The following is a 17,224-nucleotide window of genomic DNA, read 5'->3' as shown; positions in this document are numbered from 1 at the left end:
ATCAATTCACATAAATGTCACGATTGATATGTTGGCAATAAGCTGTTCTATTGTATATTAACTATATATTCACTATAGATACGAGGAGAATGTTCCAATGAAAAGAATAATTGCTTTCTTGCTCGCAGCTGCTGTCGCCATGACGCCTCTTTTTACAGAAGCTCATGTGAAATGGTTCACAAAATTAGAGCCGCAAAAAGAAACGATTGAGCATATTCTGTCTCCCTTCTTTTTAACCTTGGCAATTGTAATTGCTGTATTGCTCGGCTTATTAACCCTTGTAATTCCTAAAACAACAAATTGGACGATTATTCAAAAATGGGATGAGACGTTATCTGGCTTTCGCAAGTATTCACGGTATTTACTGAAATACGGCACTGCCGCTGCTTTAATTATACAAGTGATAAACGGAACAATTTTCGCTCCCGAGTTTCATATTGAACAAACGGCCACAGCCGTTTTTGTATGGGCAGCGATTGTCTTTCTTTGCATCCCCCACCATGCGGCCACAAAAGTGGGTGCCGTCATTCTGTTAGGATTATTTAGTTATGTGACTGTACACAACGGCATTTTTCATATGCTTGATTATGGATTTTACCTTGCTATTATTGCTGTATTGCTTATAGGAAAAACACGATTTGAAGAAAAAGGCTTCCCTCTTTTGTATTTGGGAACTGGGCTTTCTTTATGCTGGGTTGCGGTTGAAAAATGGGTGTATCCGACAATGACACTCGATATCGTTTCAGCTCACCACGTGCCAACGTTCGGATTTGATCCGGCTATGTTTATCGTTATGGCTGCTTTTATTGAATTCATTGTCGGCTACCTGCTTGTCGTTGGTATTTTAAACCGGGTTGTTGGGCTCGTTGTCACCGTTATTTTCATTATGACAACGATGCTGTTCGGCTTTACGGAAATTATCGGCCATTTTATGATTCATGTGATCTTGATTATTTTCATTATCGAAGGTGTATCTTTTTACAACCCGCCTATCAAATTGCATAAAACAAAACTGGATCAGTTTATCTTTGTTTTCCTTAACTTTTTGTTTGTTCTTTCAACATTCCTGCTGATTTACTATCGTTTCGCGTAACAGGCATCCTGAAATAGGAAGTAAAAACTTCTTTGTGAATGTTCGAATACTTAAAGCGCCACTAACCCTTAGTTTGTTAGTGGCGCTTCTTTTTGAACTCACTTTCATTCCATATCTAAAGACTGGATAGCTTTACCCAGACTTTCCCGTTCGGACATTTTATCATTCATTCCTCATGGTCTTTTGGCATTCAGCTGCTTTTATTTTTGTGCTTTTGCGAGGCGAATAACATTCCAGGATAATTTCGGCAGTTGGGCGGATAATTGGCCGTTATCTACTTTTGCATCTCCATTATTATGAGGAACCACATTGGAATGATTATGCTGGTTCGTCGCTTTCATATCGTTATTTTCAAGAACAATATGTTCTTTTACTGTATATCCTTCAAAACTTCTTACGTCGCCGCTTAAGCTGAGCGATTCTTCCTGATGACGATTTACCGCAAATATGGTTAGTGTTTCATCATCTTCGTTATAAACAGAAACTGTATCGAGGTATGGAACGTCTGTGAAATCTTTGCAGTCATATTTTGGCGACGACACAATGGCTTGTAGTGCTGTTCCACGTCCAAATACAGATGCATGCATGTATGGATAGAAAATTGGCTGTTTCCAGGCTTCCCCGCCTTTTTCAGTCATAATCGGTGCAATAACATTGACAAGCTGAGCAAGGCAAGCAATTTTTACGCGGTCTGCCCGGCGCAATAAAGAAATAAGCATGCTTCCAACAAGCAAAGCATCTTCAAATGTATAAATGTCTTCAAGCTGTGGAGGGGCTACTGTCCACGGTTCAAGCTGTTTATCTGACTCTTTTGAATGGAACCAAACATTCCACTCATCGAATGATAGATTAATTGTTTTGTTGCTGCGCTTTTTCGCTTTAATGTAATCAGCAATAGAAATAACAGAGTAAATAAATTGATCCATATCCATTGATTGTGCTAAGTAATTCGCTAAGTCTTCATCCCGGTTTCCATAGTACGTATGCAGCGAGATAAATTCCACGTGATCATACGTATGCTCCAGTACTGTTGCTTCCCATTCCGCAAACGTCGGCATATGCCGGTTTGAACTTCCGCAGGCAACCAATTCGATTGAAGGATCTACCCATTTCATTGCTTTGGCTGTTTCAGCAGCAAGGCGTCCGTATTCGTGAGCTGTTTTATGGCCGATTTGCCACGGACCATCCATTTCGTTCCCGAGACACCACGTCTTAATATTGTGGGGTTCTTTATAGCCGTGAGAGATCCGCATATCACTCCAATATGAACCGGAAGGATGATTACAATATTCCACAAGATTGCGGGCCGCATCAATGCCTCTCGTACCTAAGTTAACCGCCATGTTCACTTCAGCATTAATTTTTTTTGCCCAGTCCATAAACTCATTTGTACCAATTACATTCGGCTCTGTTGCACGCCATGCCAGCTCTAATTTACGCGGGCGTTCTGAGACAGGCCCCACCCCATCTTCCCAATTATAGCCTGAGACAAAGTTGCCTCCCGGATAGCGGACAAGCGGCACCTTTAACTCCTTCACAAGCTCTATTACATCTGTGCGAAATCCTTGCTCATCAGCAGAAGGATGATCCGGCTCGTAAATTCCTTCATAAACAGCACGCCCTAAATGTTCAATAAATGAACCATAAATACGCTCATCGATTTGGCCAATTACAAATTCTTTATCAATTGTCATCTTCGCTTTTTGTGTCATCATTATTTTCTCCTTTTTCGTGTACGTACACGTTTTTTAATAAGGGAATCCGTAATTTCCGGATTCACGCAGTATATGTTTCCTGGACAGCTGGAGCAGACTTTTTTGCCCGTAATGCTTTTGCTTTTCTTTCCACTCGATTGAATGAATGCTGTACAAGCCAAAGCTGAACAATGGCCAGTGTACTGCTAAGAAAGAAAAGCGCTGCGGAAGGATAAGAAAAAAGCAGATAGTAAATTGCTGATTGGCTAACAAGCACCGCGATCGAAATAGGCAGGTTTACGATACTCATGATGAAAGCTGTTTTCCATATATGAAGAAACGATCCCTTCCCCGCTATATAGAGCGGCAGAAGATGGGTGCCTGTAATAACTAAGAAAAATACGGCCAGATAAAATGCTGCAATTATGGGAAGGCCAGCTCCATTTTCTTGAATGACTAAAAAGTTTACATATAAAACGAGTGCTGCTGCCATATAAACAAGCCCTATCTGGTTAGAGGCAAAAAAGGATGAACGATAAGAAGCCCGAAATAATCCGAATATTGGAACATTTTCTTCACCATCAAGCCATTTTTTACAGACCGTCATTAAAGCTGCTGTTGCCGGAAAAAAACCGATGATAATAAGGCCAGCAGCACTAAAAAGCATCCAAAGAAAATGAACATAAGCAAGCTTAGCCATCCAAGAAAAAACGTTTACAAGCTTCTCCATAAATGCATTGGGTTTCATTATTGATCCTCCTGTCTTTTACCACTTTCCTTCTTTCTGATATGGATTTTTTAAGTCCGCCTGATGCGAAAGGGCGTACCGGATTGGCTGTATGTTTGCAAAAACTTATCCCTTAAGCACAAGTTTAAAGAAATTTTCTTCGTACAAATTTGTTTTTTCACCAGGAGAAGGCCATCCTTTAGAAAATAGCTTTGTTAATAGAGCCTCATTACCCTTTTACTCCACCTACCGTTAATCCTTCAATAAAGAAACGCTGGAAGAATAGGAACAAAATAATAACCGGAAGAACTGTCATAACAGATCCTGCAATCAAAACATCGTAATTGTTTCCATACGGTGTCAAAAGCGTGGCCAATCCAACAGGAAGTGTAAACATCGAGTTAGACCTGAGCACAACTAGCGGCCATAAAAAGTTGTTCCAGCTTGAAAGCCCTTGCAATATAGCCATGGCGGCAAAAGATGGCAGCATCAACGGTGCCATGATACGAAAGAAAATTCCGTATTCTGTACATCCATCCATACGCGCCGATTCCATTAAATCTTTTGGAAGACCAGACGCATACTGTCTAAAAAAGAACACGGCTACAGGTGCCACTATCATAGGCAAAATAACCGCCAAATAAGTATCAACCATTTGTATTTTGATCATAAATTGATAAAGCGGCAGCATGAGAATTTCAAAAGGAATCATCAAGATTAGCAATACGAGAATAAAAATAAAGCGATTTCCCTTAAATTCATAAACGGCGAGAGCATAACCGACCATAGACGAGAAAAACAAACAAAGGGCAATAGTAAATGCAGAAATGATTAAACTATTCAGATACCAATCCCAATAGTTTCCTGCTTCTGAAAATATATACGTATAGTTATTCAGGTTTAACTTCTCAAACGGGATTGATAGGGTAATCCCACTTCTCATTAAATCCGATGACGGTCTTAATGAAGAAATAAAAAGAGAAAATAAAGGAAAAACAGCTAAAATTGCTATAATAGCAATGAGGGAGGTTACCCCGATGGTCCAAATTTTTTCTTTAGAGTTCATCTGTTTATTCTCCTTTCTTAAAAGTACCAAATGCTACAAGCTGAATAATGCTAATAATGAAGATAATCAGCATTAAAACAACACCAATCGCGGCACCAAATCCCATATCGTTCATTCGGAAGCCCTGCTGATAAATATAACCAACGATTGTTAACCCAATGTTTCCTGGTGAACTATCCTGCCAGAAAACATAGGATTCTTCGTACATCCGAAATCCGTGAATAATAGAAATAGTGATGACATAAATAGTGATCGGCTTTAAGAGCGGCAAAGTAATATGGCGAAATTTATGATACACACCAGCACCATCCATATCTGCTGCTTCATATAATTCCTTTGGCACATTCGCTAAACCCGCCATGAAGTAAAGGATATTAACCCCCATCCATTTCCATGAGCATAAAAGAACCATCAAGAACATTCCTGATACAGCTCCAAATTTCCAATCCACCGGATCCATTCCAAAAAACGCAATCACAGTGTTTGCCAGACCATCTTCCGATTCACCAAACATAAGCCTAAAAATAACCCCAGCCACAATTGTCGATGTTAAAGCCGGAATAAAGATAGCTGCTCTAAACAAGTCAGCAAAACGAGTGAATTTTGAATTTAACAATACAGCTAAAATAATTGGAATAATGGTCAAGATCGACGTTGTTAGCACAACATATATAGTTGTATTGGAAAGTGCTTTAAAAAAAGTAGGGTTGAAAATCCTTTCATAATTGCTTAAACCAATAAAGGTTGTTTGTCCTGGAAGAACAGACTGGAAACTGAGAATGACACCACTGATAAGCGGATAAAGGAAAAGCAATAAAAACGAAAGAACAAAAGGGGCTACAAACACGTATGGAACAACTTGTTTTGATAAAAAGAAACCTTTTATCGACCGCTTCGGTTTACCGACGTCTTGCTTCACTACAGCCCGTTCAATCATAATTTACTCCTTTCTGTATTCATCATTTTAGATAAGAAGGAAGGCATACCGCCTTCCCTTTTTGCCTTATTTTATTTACTTTCAACCGCTTCTTCAGCTTGTTTAAGTGCTTCCTCGGCAGTTTGAGACTGAGAACGAAGAACGTTGTTAAATACGTTTGTGAACAATTGCTCCTGGGCATTAGGAATTTTTTCGTTCATGTTAATAGAGTCGATTTCATCTTTTACACTGAGAAGCGTATCGAAAATATCATCTCCAAAATATTCATAGTATTTATTGTCTTCACGGATTTCCGGCTTATCCCAAACTGTCCACATCGGCGGATCAAATCCTAAAACTTTCCACAAAGCAATATTTCCTTCTTCAGATAACTTTGCATAAGCCAAAAACTCTTTTGCTAATTCAGGATGTTTTGTTTGATTGGTTACAGCAGTACCTGTGCCGCCTGCACCTGCAGAACGATTACCGTCTTCTGTCCATTTCGGCATTGGGCGAATGACCATTTTACCTTTTAAATCAGGCATATAATCTGTAAAACGGCTCATATACCACATCGGCATTAAGATAGAAGCAGCGCCGCCGCCATTCATGTAACCGTAAAACTCTTCTGCATGATACTCTCCTCCCGGAGCAAGCTCAGCACTTTTATCTTCATAAATTAATTTTTGCATTGCTTCTAATGTCTTTATATTTGTTTCACTTGCGATTGTTGCTTTACCATTTTCATCAAAAAAGTCGGAGCCTTGTTGTTTAATAAGAGGCCAGTAAGACCACCAGTCTGCACTTTCAAAAGCTACCATTTTTGCGTCGGTATTTTCGGCAACTTTTTTTCCTGCTGCTACGTAATCTTCCCAAGTGATAATTGAATCAATATCAACGCCGGCTTTATCCATGATTTCTTTATTGTAGTATGCTACTGTCGCTCCTACATGAGTTGGCAGACCATAGTTTTTTCCGTCTTTTGAATAAATATCAAACCGGGATTCAATGAATTTATCACGAACAGGCTCTACATATTCGTTCATTGGAAGAAGCTGTGGTTCACCTTTTAAATAGTTCGGAAAGCGCCCTAGCTCTATATCGACAATGTCTGGCGCTCCTGTACCTGACTGCAAAGCTAAAAGCAAGTTATTGTGCATATTGTCATACGGATATGCTTCTGCCTTCAACTTAATCGGTCGATCCGGGAATTCCTTGTTCCATCTTTTTACGGCATCTTCATAAAATTTGATGTGAACTTCTTGGAAAGTCCAAAACTTTAACTCAGTCGCATCTTTTGCATCACTGCCAATTACTGCTGTCTTGTCCGCTCCCTCAGCATTCTCTGAACCGCTGCCTCCGCCGCCGCCTTTCCCACATGCTGCTAGAATAACAAACAACATACTAAAAAGCATGACGTACAAGCTGCTTTTTTTCATTCCCTTCTCCCCTTTGCTTAATTAAATTGAAAGCAAAACATTTATCAACACTGTCGCTAACCCTCGTCCGTGTACGTACACGGAAAACTCAGTAAAATAATCTTGCTATTCGTGTACGTACACGAAAACCCCAATAGATAATCTTACAATCGTGTACGTACACGATTGTACATAAGAAAGATTCCCAAGATAGCGCTTACATTAAGCTTAGCAACAATGTTGATAAATTGAATTTTATCACCCCTGAATTATATGATCAACCATTTTTTCAAAATATTCAATTAAATTATATAGATTCTCCTCTAATAATCTCGTGATCTAAAAGTGGTATAGATATATAGGCATCTTTCTCTATTTTATTCACAATACTTTCAACCGCTTTTTCACCAATTTGTACAATTGGAAATTTGACCGTCGTTAGGCGCGGTGAAATGTACTTTAGCATATCAATATCATCAAACCCCATAACCCCTGCCTGTTCTGGAATTGCAATACTTCTTTCTTTTAACAAATTCATCACTTCGAGCGCATACAAATCTGTAGAGCAGACAATAGCTGTTTTTTCAGCTGGATCAAACGCGTAGGCTTGCAGCTTGTTTAAATAATCTGAGTCTTTTAATACGAGGGGTTCAGGGGCGTTATTCAATTTAATCCCTTCTAAAAATCCAATGAAGCGCTCTTCCTGTGTGTAAATGTTAGTTTTGCCCGCATATGCAAGTGGAGGACTTACATAAACAAAACGTTTATAATCTTTTGATGCAATGTAGTTGACCGCTTCTTTCATCGCTAGCCGCTCACGAATCCCAATATATTCCCAATTATTTGATATAAAATTAAAAATGGTCACAATCGGTGTGTGAAACCTGCTTAAATAATCGTCAAACTCTTCCCCTTGATTCACTGTGAATAAAATGATTCCGTCCACTTTACGGTTGATTAAATATTCAATGCACGTCCGCTCATTTTCGGGATCTTTATCCGTGAGTGTAATATAAACAAAATAACCAAGTTCCCTTGATTTCTGTTCAATGGCATTCATCAGCTGGGCGAATGAGCGATTGTATAAATCAAATAATACAACGCCAAGTGTCATCGTCCTGCCCATAACAAGGCTTCTAGCAGTAAAATCTGGCTGATAATTCATTTCTTTTGCTGCCTTCAATACTTTGTTTCTTGTTTTTTCACTAATGCCTGTCCGGTTATTAAGCGCTCTATCCACAGTACCGACAGAAACGCCGCAAACGGCTGCAATATCTTTAATCGTAACGCGCATGTTTTATACCTCCTCCGGCTGTCTTACTCCAAATGCAATAAAGATTGATAATACTGTATTATACTTCCTTTGAACGGTCAAATTGTTTGTTCCGGGTTTACAAAAGCAAACACGGATGCGAATTGCCCGCCATGTTTGCTTTAAACCCCTTTCCTGCCTGAATGAATTCAATAAACTCCTTTACCTCGTTTTGTTCTGATCCATTGGAGTCTCCTGGAACTGTTTCCGTTTTACTAGAAGTGCTATTTTTGGAGCCGAAGCTATATAATTTTAACGACAGGTGGAGCAACAATCGATGTGATAAAAAAATATATAGAAGAACAGGGAGAATAAAGACCTTAGCGCCTCCCCCCCACTAAATTGAAGATTTTGAAGAAGAATGCGGCGCTCATTTTTATTCAATGTTAGCTGATCAGAGATTTTTACTCACTCAATATGTATCGATCTATTGCATGGGCCACACCGTTTTTATCGTTTGAATGAGTAACCCTATCACACATCTCTTTTACTAGAGGATCTGCGTTTCCCATTGCAATTGAGAGACCGGCCAATTCAAGCATTGGGACATCGTTAAAGTTATCTCCAATGGCCACGGTATTATCGAGAGGAATACCATAATATTCAGCCACTCTTTTCAGAGCATTTCCTTTGTTTCCGTTTTGGTCCATTACTTCGATATTCAAAGGGCCCGAGGAGGTGATGACAATGCTGGAAATCCCCCCTAGATAAGCACTTAACGCTGTTTTAGTGGTGCTATTTAAAGTCAGCACAAAGAATTTTTGAACTGTTAAATCTTCCTCATTAAACAATTCACTATACTTATTAAAATATTTAATAAGACTAGACTTCTGTGGTTGTTCAGTAATCCTTTGATAAACTTCATCCGGGAGACCTTCGATTTCAATCCTATCCTTCTTCACAGCAAACGCTACTCGTTCCGACCAGTCTGCAGGTACATAAATCCCATGGTTGGTATAGACCCGATATGGAACCTTATCCTCATCTAATTTCTCTGCAATCTTTATAATATCTTTTCTGTCCAGCGAAATACTTTCCAAAACACTTTCATTGACTTGAACAACCGTTCCGTTGCTTCCTGCCAACGGGCATGAAATCTCGTATTTTTTAAGGATTTGTTGAATATCTTCTGGTGCGCGGCCGGAGCAGATCATTACAATATTCCCCTGGCTCTGTGCTTTTCTCAGTGCCTCAATATTTTCTTTCGTAATCTCCATTTCCGGGGATAGTAAAGTGCCATCCAAATCAATAGCAATAAGTTTCATATTCTTCACCTCTTATACTAAAATTAAATGTAATACTGCTCCCTCAGTATAAACCTTTATTTCATTCCTGTTCTAAAAATTTAGAGCTTTCCAGGCAATTTCTTTTCAGTTTTTATATTCAAGAGGCTTAATCAAATGAAAAGTCCCAAATATGCCACAAGGTCTATACCTGCCTTCCTTTCGACTAGCTCGCTTTTTTCGTCCTTCTCAATCGATCCAAACGGCTCTGAATACTTCTTGCAGAGCGGCCCATGATTTCTCCAATTTGTTTTTGTGTATACCTTTGCGAATAATACATGTGCCAAATCTTTGCGTCTTCTTCAGCAGTCCAGCTGTGGTTTTCTTTTTGGGGGCGATGAATGAAGTCGTAGTGCCTTTGCTGCTGGACCCATTCCGGCTCAGGAACCAAGGTATTTTTAGAAACGCGGCACCAGTTGATCGGCTCTTTGTTTTCTTCCGCCCATTTCCAAAACTCCCTCACTTCGATCATCGTAAACACACGTGTTTTAACAGTTGCCTGGTAGCAAGGCATGCCATATTTCTGAATCCAATTGTAAACAGTATGAATGTCCACTTTGAGCGCTTCAGCCAAATGATACGTTGTGAGATCACCATTATTAGACCTGCCACCGTAAATACCAAGGCGGTTCAATCTTCCTTCCACCGCTCCCGTTGTTCTTTTCAGTTTTTTGGCAATAAACGAAATGGGCTGTTTCCCATACCGCTCGATCATGTAATCATCTTCCTCTGCCGTCCATCTGCGTAGCGGATTCTCTCTTTGCAGCTTCAGAACTTTAAGACGAGTAGAAACAGAGTTTACAGGCCTGCCAAGCTGCTCAGCAATTTCCACGTTCTTCATATTGTTTAGATTTTTTATAAGAAATGAGTCTTCTTCAGCACACCACGGCTTTCGCTGGCGCGTTTCCCCGGTGCGAAGCTTTAACCTCATGACTCGCTTATTCACAGACTCTTTGCTGCGTCCGCCTAAACACTGTCCAATGGTTTCAAGCGTCATTTTGCAAAGATTTTCTTTTAAAAATTGATCCTCTTCTTCTGTCCAGATCTTTGGTTTACCCATCACTAATCACCTCGCGTAAAAACGTAACACCTTTACATGAAAAGCAAAGGTGTCATCGTTAACATCTATGAGTATTTCCTTTAATGCGGTTATTTAAAATAGATAGTCAACAAATAAAAATAGAAACGTTAGTTCTATTATAGCACATGCGTTCCTTCATTCAACTTATTTATCGCATTTACCGGCCAGAAGACTCCTTCAAATTGCTCCGCAATTAGTGGGAGATGAATGGCCGCCTTTTTTTGTGTTCGCTGCTTAGCAGTTGGAACATACGTTCTTTTTTTGGTATACTATATTTGTTAAATACTGGGGGTGAATCGAGATGATGCTGAATTACCGCTTCGAAATTTTTCCGAATGAAGAACAAAAAAGCACGCTTCACTCATGGGTCAACCTCTGCCGCCAGCAGTATAATTCGGCTCTTCTTGATAAACAAAGAGCCTACCAAAAAAACAAGAAAAACCTGACTAAATCTGACCTCAGTGCCCTGTTAACCCTGTCCAAAAAACACCATCCATATCTTAAAAAAGTGCCTTCCCAGCCCCTTCAGGAAACGCTGGACAGGCTGGGAAAAGCGTTTGATCAATGCTTCAAAAAAGAAGCCCGTTACCCTAAGGTGAAAAAACATAAAGACTACCATTCGATTACATTCACACAGTTTGGCATGGGTAAACAAAAAGATAAAAAAGGAAAAATTCATACCGTCAGGCGGGCCATTTCTTTCGGAAAAGGAGGAAAGCTCCTCATTTCTAAACTGGGCTTAATAGATATCCGCCTCCATCGGAAACTGGATGGCAAAGTCAAACAGGTGATCATTAAGCACCAGAATGGGCGCTGGTTTGCTATTTTCTGTGTCGAAAGACAGGCAGACCCGCCGCAGGCTGTCCATCAAGCCTCTAAAACAGCCGGTATTGATGTCGGCATCAAGAAATTCGCCGTTCTGTCGAACGGCGAAGAAATTCTACACCCGGGCTTTCTCCGCAAGGAAGAGAAAAAGCTCAAGCGTGCCCAGAAGAAACTTTCGAGAAAGAAAAAAGGCTCTTCAAACTGGCAAAAGCAAGTGGCCAGGCTGCAGAAGCTTCATGCCAAGGTGGCGAACCAGCGAAAGGATTTCCTGCATAAAACAGCGTTTCGCCTGGCAAGTACCTACAGCGTCATTTGTGTAGAAGATCTGAACATCCGTAATCTGGTGAAAAACCGGAAGGTGTCCAAGTCAATTCATGATGCAGGGTGGGGAATGTTCCGCCAGTTTCTGGCATATAAATGCGAGCGCAATGGCGGCCAGCTAGTTAAAGTGAAGCCTTATTTCACCACCCAGGACTGTTCGAACTGTGGAAAAAGAGTGAAAAAATCTCTTTCCATTCGAACGCATGTCTGTCCGGATTGCGGCCTTGTACTTGACCGTGACCATAATGCCGCCTTGAACATTGAAAAAGCCGGGCTGGCCCAGATAGGACTCATTCCGGCAATATAATTCCTTTACACTGTAGGTCGAGGTCCCGCCCGAACAGTATAAAACAACGCCTGTGGAGATGATGTAAGACCCTGTTCGGAAGAACAGGGCAGACATCGGTGAAGCAGGAAAATCAATGAAGTCAGAGCATGTTTTTTATTTCTCTGACAGAGATGCTCCCTCAAATTGTGCAGCAATTAGTTGAAGAGGTTCACGCGTACTTTCATTATGTAAGAGCCAAACTCCTGCTAGTAACAGATCTTATTTGCAAACAAGCATTTTGTAAGATACAAATTTTAGTAATGCAACAAAACCGAGCTATTTCTCCTTCATAAAAAAATAGAGCAGGGCAGCCTCATAAAAAGGTAACCCTGCTCTATTCGTTTAGTGTTATTTATTTTGGCTAGGGGGTTCAGCGCTGAGTTCAGATTCATATGGAAGGCCTTTTTGGCGATAAAGCTTCATGGCAGTGCAGGCAGCTGCGTAGAAATAGAAAAGCGACTCGGCTCCAACACCCTTGCATACATGTTCATCGTCTTGCTTCTATAATCTATTTCCCTGTAATTTTCTAAAATGACGGCTTGTTTTTGGTTGTGTATTCACTAATTTTAAACCGCTTACAATATTCTTTGAACCGCTATATTCATTACAACACAAAATACGAAATATAATCTATTAAAGAGAAAAAAACTTTTAAACCAAGCACAAGGAAAGCTAAAATGAGATTGCAAACAGCGAGAATCTTCTTCTCATGTTTTTTACGCAAGGCGATCAAGCTTAAGATAATGACTATTGAGATGCCTATATAAAAAGGCAATGTCAGATCAAAGGGTGCTGGAACAAAAGCATATACGACTGACAAAGCAGCTAATAATATAACTAGAATGAATGCTGTATAACTCAGCCACGAACATTTTTTAGTTTTTATAATCATTTCCCCCCTTCTTTTTCATTTCATGAAATGTATTGCATCCTGGCTTTCTAATCGGCATTTTATGCTGCTTAAGGATTTTTGACACAAAAAACGGATTGTGGCTACGAAAATAATTATTTTCATTAACCCAATACGAATACCCCATCCACTTTAATGGATGGGGTATTTATGTTTGGAAAAATTCTAGATTGCATATTTCTCTGATGTATTAAGTCCGTTTCTTATCGTTTTAACCAGTCCTACCATTGATTCGAAAACGTCTGCCTTTGAGTATTTTCTGGTTTGTTCTTTCTCGAGCTTATAGTTATCATCCGATAATTTAAGAACCGTTACAAGGTGAACTTCTTCAGTTTGATCCACTAGAAGATAGGTGTAGTCCCCTTCCTTAGATTCATCCTCCCCCGAATTCCAAAGTTCCGTAATTTTAAAGTTGTCACCATAAAATTCTTTAACTGCAGCTAGTGGTGTTCTTTCTGCCATTTTATTCTTCCCCTCCTAAAGGTAATAAATGAAAATGAGTGGCCGAGTCTACTTGTCTTACATAATTCGTTTTAAATGAATTCCTCCGCCTGGTCTTTTATTAAAAGAATACAATTATGTTGGCTTTATTCCCTTTTTCATTAAAAATATTCAACAGACAAAGCAGTTAATATGTTATATCTCCAGCACATAGATATATTAATCAAACTCACTAACTTCTGTCCTTCTTCAGGATTTTTAATACTTCTCTTAAGGCAAAGGAATCGTATGCCCCTTTTTTCGTAATCATTGCAAGATCCCAAGGCACAGCGGGTCCGCTTAAAGGAATAATATGAATGTTGGGGTTATTCTGCTTGTGGTAAATCGATTTCGGAAGCAGCGTAATGCCAAACTCGGAAGAAACAAGCTCAAGGATTAAGTCCCACTGTGAACTCTGATAAGAAACCTCCGGCGTAAACCCTGCATTGATACAAACCTTTTTAATATAGTCATGCAGCGTAAATTCTTCTGAAAAAAGAATAAACTGTTCATCTTTTAATTCACTAATACGAACGGCGTTCCGTCCGGCCAGAGGATGATTTTTATGTACGTACAGGACAAACTCATCCGTAATAAATGGGTACACATGGAACGCCGACGTGTCAGCTGGCAGTACAACAATGCCGAGGTCCACCTGCCCGGTTTCAACAAGCTGGCCAATCAGCTTTGCACCGCGTTCCGTCAGCTGGAGCGATACATTCGGATACTTTTCCTGAATTCTTCGAGCAATACCTGGAAAAAACAAGGTGCCAATAAGCGGCGGAATGCCAATTTTAATCTCACCGGTTATCACGTTCATTAAGTCATCCAGTAACACAGGGATTTCAGCTAAGGAAGCGGCTGCTTTTTGTGCCTGTTCATACACAATCCGGCCGGCATCAGTGAGCCGCACATGGCGGGTAGAACGGTCAAACAGCTCTATATTCAGTTCTGCTTCTATTTTTTTGACTGCTTTGCTGAAGGAAGGCTGTGAAAGATAGGAATGGGCGGCTGCCTTGGTAAAGCTCTGATGATCCGCTACTTCCATAAATAATTTTAAATCATGTAATTCCATTCATATCCCCTCATTTATTCGATATATTCATATTATTTATTCTTTTTATGTATTTTACTTATAAATGTTCCTCCTGTACATTATTAAGTAACAGAATATTCACATTAAAGGAGGCAAAAACCATGAAGTCCAGCAAGCTATTCACTTCTTTCAAGAAAGCGGTTTCAGATATTCAGGACGGCTCCACATTAATTGTCGGCGGCTTCGGACTATGCGGTATTCCCGAGTGCTCCATTCAGGCTTTAAAAGAACAAGGCACAAAGAACTTAACCGTTGTCAGCAACAATTGCGGTGTAGATGACTGGGGGCTGGGCCTCCTTTTGGCAAACAGGCAGATTAAAAAAATGGTTTCCTCTTATGTAGGCGAAAATAAAATTTTTGAACAGCAGTATTTAAGCGGCGAATTGGAAGTAGAGCTGACACCACAGGGAACACTTGCGGAGCGGATGAGGGCAGGCGGAGCTGGCATTCCTGGATTTTATACAGCCACAGGCATTGGAACACCGGTCGCCGATGGCAAAGAAACGAAGGAATTTGACGGAAAAACTTATCTGCTGGAACGCGGTATTGTCGGGGACTTTGCGCTTGTCAAAGCCTGGAAAGCAGATACGCTGGGCAACCTTGTTTATCGGAAAACGTCCCGCAATTTCAATCCCCTGGCTGCGATGGCTGGGAAAATTACCATCGCTGAAGTGGAGGAAATTGTGGAGGCCGGTGAGCTGGACCCTGATGAAATTCATACGCCGGGCATTTACGTCCAGCGACTCCTCCTTGGCACAGGCTACGAAAAACGGATTGAGCGGCGGACGGTTATACACGCATAACTGAAGAAAAGGAGTGAATAAAAATGAAAGATACACGTTCAGCTATTGTAAAAAGAGCCGTACAGGAAATAAAAGACGGTATGAATGTCAACCTGGGCATTGGCATGCCGACCCTGGTTGCCAACGAAATCCCGGACAATACTCACGTACTGCTGCAGTCAGAAAACGGATTGCTTGGCATTGGCCCTTACCCGCTTGCAGGCGAGGAAGACGCGGACTTGATTAATGCAGGAAAAGAAACCATTACGACCGTTCCAGGCTCCTCTTTTTTCGACAGTGCTGAATCCTTTGCCATGATCCGCGGTGGTCATATTGATCTTGCCATTCTCGGCGGAATGGAAGTGTCCCAAAATGGTGACCTGGCCAACTGGATGATTCCAGGCAAAATGGTGAAAGGAATGGGCGGTGCCATGGATCTTGTCAACGGTGCAAAACGGGTCGTTGTAATCATGGAGCATATGAATAAGCATGGTGAATCAAAAATCAAGAGAGAATGCTCCCTCCCCCTTACCGGCCAAAAAGTGGTAGACCGTCTTATTACAGACCTCGCCGTTTTTGATTTTACACCTGAAGGTATGGTTCTTATGGAAACAGCCAGCGGCATCACAGTAGAAGAGGTAAAAGAGAAAACAGAAGCATCCTTTACGGTTTCCTCTTCTCTTTCGGAGGTGCAATAAGATGACAAAAACAGTGATCATTGACGGTGCGCGGACACCTATAGGTAAATTCGGCGGTTCTCTTTCTTCCTTGAAAGCGACAGAACTTGGCGGCATTGCGATGAAAGAAGCTTTGAGACGAGCCGGCGTAAAACCGGAAGACGTCGATGAAGTTATTTTCGGTAACGTTTTACAAGCTGGACAAGGACAGATCCCTTCTCGCCAGGCTGCACGCGAAGCAGGAATTCCCTGGGATGTGAAAACGGAAACGATCAATAAAGTGTGTGCTTCAGGTCTTCGCAGTGTAACGCTTGGGGACCAAATTATCCGCCTGGGTGAGGAAGAAATTATCCTCGCTGGAGGCATGGAATCTATGTCGAATGCGCCTTATGCCGTTTTCAAAGCACGGTTTGGTGCACGTATGGGCGATACGCCTATGGTCGACTTAATGATTCACGACGGTCTTTCTTGCAGCTTTACCGGGGTCCACATGGGCACATATGGAAACACAACAGCTGACCAGTTGGAGTTATCCCGCGAAGACCAGGATGCATGGGCCGTACGCAGCCATGAGCGGGCGGTAGCTGCGATCGCAAATGGAACTATCGCCGAAGAAATTGTTGCAGTTGAGGTTCCCCAGCGAAAAGGAAATCCTGTCATTATTGATACAGACGAGGCGCCGCGTCATGACACGACAAAAGACGTTCTGGCCAAGCTGCGGCCTGCCTTTGGCAAAGACGGCACGATTACCGCAGGAAATGCCCCGGGCGTGAACGATGGAGCAGCTGCACTCGTTTTAATGAGTGAGAAACGTGCTGAAAAAGAAGGGAAAAACGTTTTGGCCACGATCATTGCCCATGCAGAAGTAGCGGTTGAAGCTGAAAGATTTCCACAGACACCCGGCCTGGTGATTAATGAACTATTAAAGAAAACAGGCAAATCAGTCGAAGATATTGACCTTTTTGAAATCAATGAAGCATTTGCTGCTGTAGCGCTCGCGAGCAATAAAATAGCTGGAGTGAATCCCGAAAAGGTAAACGTAAATGGCGGCGCCGTTGCATTCGGGCATCCAATTGGTGCGAGCGGAGCCCGGATTATTTTGACTCTGGCATATGAACTGAAACGTCGCGGCGGCGGGATTGGCATCGCAGCCATCTGTTCGGGAAGCGGCCAGGGTGATGCGATTATGATTGAAGTGGCTGTCTAAGATATAGG

Annotated in this window: 16 protein-coding genes and 1 pseudogene; 6 read left to right on the top strand and 11 right to left on the bottom strand. The window is 41.3% G+C overall.

Features of this window, described 5'->3' with window-relative positions; all coding sequences use genetic code 11:
- Nucleotides 1-97: 97 nt before the first annotated feature.
- Nucleotides 98-1,093: a hypothetical protein gene (locus RRU94_RS04820; protein ID WP_315690708.1), complete on the top strand. Its 996-nt coding sequence runs from the start codon at nt 98-100 to the stop codon at nt 1,091-1,093.
- 200 nt (nt 1,094-1,293) lie between these two features.
- On the opposite strand, the gene RRU94_RS04815 is transcribed toward RRU94_RS04820, so the two are convergent.
- The 6 genes from RRU94_RS04815 to RRU94_RS04790 form a co-directional block, all read right to left on the bottom strand.
- A complete protein-coding gene (locus RRU94_RS04815; protein ID WP_315690707.1) occupies nt 1,294-2,808 on the bottom strand; it encodes an arabinosylfuranosidase ArfA in 1,515 nt (504 codons plus the stop codon).
- A gap of 61 nt (nt 2,809-2,869) precedes the next feature.
- Nucleotides 2,870-3,535 (bottom strand): YesL family protein, encoded by a 666-nt coding sequence (locus RRU94_RS04810; protein ID WP_315690706.1) that lies wholly within the window; start codon nt 3,533-3,535, stop codon nt 2,870-2,872.
- A gap of 208 nt (nt 3,536-3,743) precedes the next feature.
- The gene (locus tag RRU94_RS04805; RefSeq protein ID WP_315690705.1) at nt 3,744-4,580 is read right to left on the bottom strand and encodes a carbohydrate ABC transporter permease; all 837 of its coding nucleotides are present in this window, start codon (nt 4,578-4,580) and stop codon (nt 3,744-3,746) included.
- Nucleotides 4,581-4,584: 4 nt separating this feature from the next.
- Complete coding sequence (locus RRU94_RS04800) at nt 4,585-5,517, bottom strand: carbohydrate ABC transporter permease (RefSeq protein WP_315690704.1); 933 nt, start codon at nt 5,515-5,517, stop codon at nt 4,585-4,587.
- 71 nt (nt 5,518-5,588) lie between these two features.
- Nucleotides 5,589-6,935: an ABC transporter substrate-binding protein gene (locus RRU94_RS04795; protein ID WP_315690703.1), complete on the bottom strand. Its 1,347-nt coding sequence runs from the start codon at nt 6,933-6,935 to the stop codon at nt 5,589-5,591.
- Nucleotides 6,936-7,221: 286 nt separating this feature from the next.
- The gene (locus RRU94_RS04790) at nt 7,222-8,208 is read right to left on the bottom strand and encodes a LacI family DNA-binding transcriptional regulator (protein WP_315690702.1); all 987 of its coding nucleotides are present in this window, start codon (nt 8,206-8,208) and stop codon (nt 7,222-7,224) included.
- Nucleotides 8,209-8,454: 246 nt separating this feature from the next.
- On the opposite strand from RRU94_RS04790, the pseudogene RRU94_RS04785 reads away from it, so the two are divergent.
- A pseudogene (locus tag RRU94_RS04785) lies at nt 8,455-8,541 on the top strand (transposase); the annotation flags it as partial.
- An 89-nt stretch (nt 8,542-8,630) separates the two neighbouring features.
- Here the strand turns inward: RRU94_RS04785 and RRU94_RS04780 are convergent.
- Together RRU94_RS04780 and RRU94_RS04775 are read right to left on the bottom strand one after the other, a co-directional pair.
- Nucleotides 8,631-9,491, bottom strand: coding sequence for a Cof-type HAD-IIB family hydrolase (locus RRU94_RS04780; RefSeq protein WP_315690701.1), 861 nt, complete (start codon nt 9,489-9,491; stop codon nt 8,631-8,633).
- A 184-nt stretch (nt 9,492-9,675) separates the two neighbouring features.
- Nucleotides 9,676-10,569 carry an RNA polymerase sigma factor gene (locus RRU94_RS04775; protein WP_315690700.1) on the bottom strand — a complete coding sequence of 298 codons (894 nt, stop codon included), beginning with the start codon at nt 10,567-10,569 and terminating at the stop codon, nt 9,676-9,678.
- A 322-nt stretch (nt 10,570-10,891) separates the two neighbouring features.
- On the opposite strand from RRU94_RS04775, the gene RRU94_RS04770 reads away from it, so the two are divergent.
- Nucleotides 10,892-12,043, top strand: coding sequence for an RNA-guided endonuclease InsQ/TnpB family protein (locus RRU94_RS04770; protein ID WP_315690699.1), 1,152 nt, complete (start codon nt 10,892-10,894; stop codon nt 12,041-12,043).
- A gap of 625 nt (nt 12,044-12,668) precedes the next feature.
- On the opposite strand, the gene RRU94_RS04765 is transcribed toward RRU94_RS04770, so the two are convergent.
- The 3 genes from RRU94_RS04765 to RRU94_RS04755 form a co-directional block, all read right to left on the bottom strand.
- On the bottom strand, nt 12,669-12,956 hold the full coding sequence (locus tag RRU94_RS04765; protein WP_315690698.1) for a hypothetical protein: 288 nt from the start codon (nt 12,954-12,956) through the stop codon (nt 12,669-12,671).
- 183 nt (nt 12,957-13,139) lie between these two features.
- The gene (locus RRU94_RS04760) at nt 13,140-13,436 is read right to left on the bottom strand and encodes a hypothetical protein (protein ID WP_315690697.1); all 297 of its coding nucleotides are present in this window, start codon (nt 13,434-13,436) and stop codon (nt 13,140-13,142) included.
- A gap of 211 nt (nt 13,437-13,647) precedes the next feature.
- Nucleotides 13,648-14,529: a LysR family transcriptional regulator gene (locus RRU94_RS04755; RefSeq protein WP_315690696.1), complete on the bottom strand. Its 882-nt coding sequence runs from the start codon at nt 14,527-14,529 to the stop codon at nt 13,648-13,650.
- A 122-nt stretch (nt 14,530-14,651) separates the two neighbouring features.
- Between RRU94_RS04755 and RRU94_RS04750 the strand changes: the two genes are divergently transcribed.
- The 3 genes from RRU94_RS04750 to RRU94_RS04740 are packed head-to-tail and all read left to right on the top strand — an operon-like array spanning nt 14,652 to nt 17,216.
- Nucleotides 14,652-15,353, top strand: coding sequence for a CoA transferase subunit A (locus RRU94_RS04750; RefSeq protein ID WP_315690695.1), 702 nt, complete (start codon nt 14,652-14,654; stop codon nt 15,351-15,353).
- A gap of 23 nt (nt 15,354-15,376) precedes the next feature.
- Nucleotides 15,377-16,030, top strand: a complete 654-nt coding sequence (locus RRU94_RS04745; protein WP_315690694.1) for a CoA transferase subunit B — start codon at nt 15,377-15,379, stop codon at nt 16,028-16,030.
- A 1-nt stretch (nt 16,031) separates the two neighbouring features.
- Complete coding sequence (locus RRU94_RS04740; RefSeq protein WP_315690692.1) at nt 16,032-17,216, top strand: acetyl-CoA C-acetyltransferase; 1,185 nt, start codon at nt 16,032-16,034, stop codon at nt 17,214-17,216.
- The last annotated feature ends 8 nt before the right edge of the window (nt 17,217-17,224 follow it).

This window comes from Domibacillus sp. DTU_2020_1001157_1_SI_ALB_TIR_016 (assembly GCF_032341995.1).
Classification (GTDB): Bacteria; Bacillota; Bacilli; order Bacillales; family Domibacillaceae; genus Domibacillus; species Domibacillus indicus_A.
The sequence above is the reverse complement of the archived record's forward strand: the minus strand, read 5'-3'. Positions and strand labels throughout refer to the sequence as shown.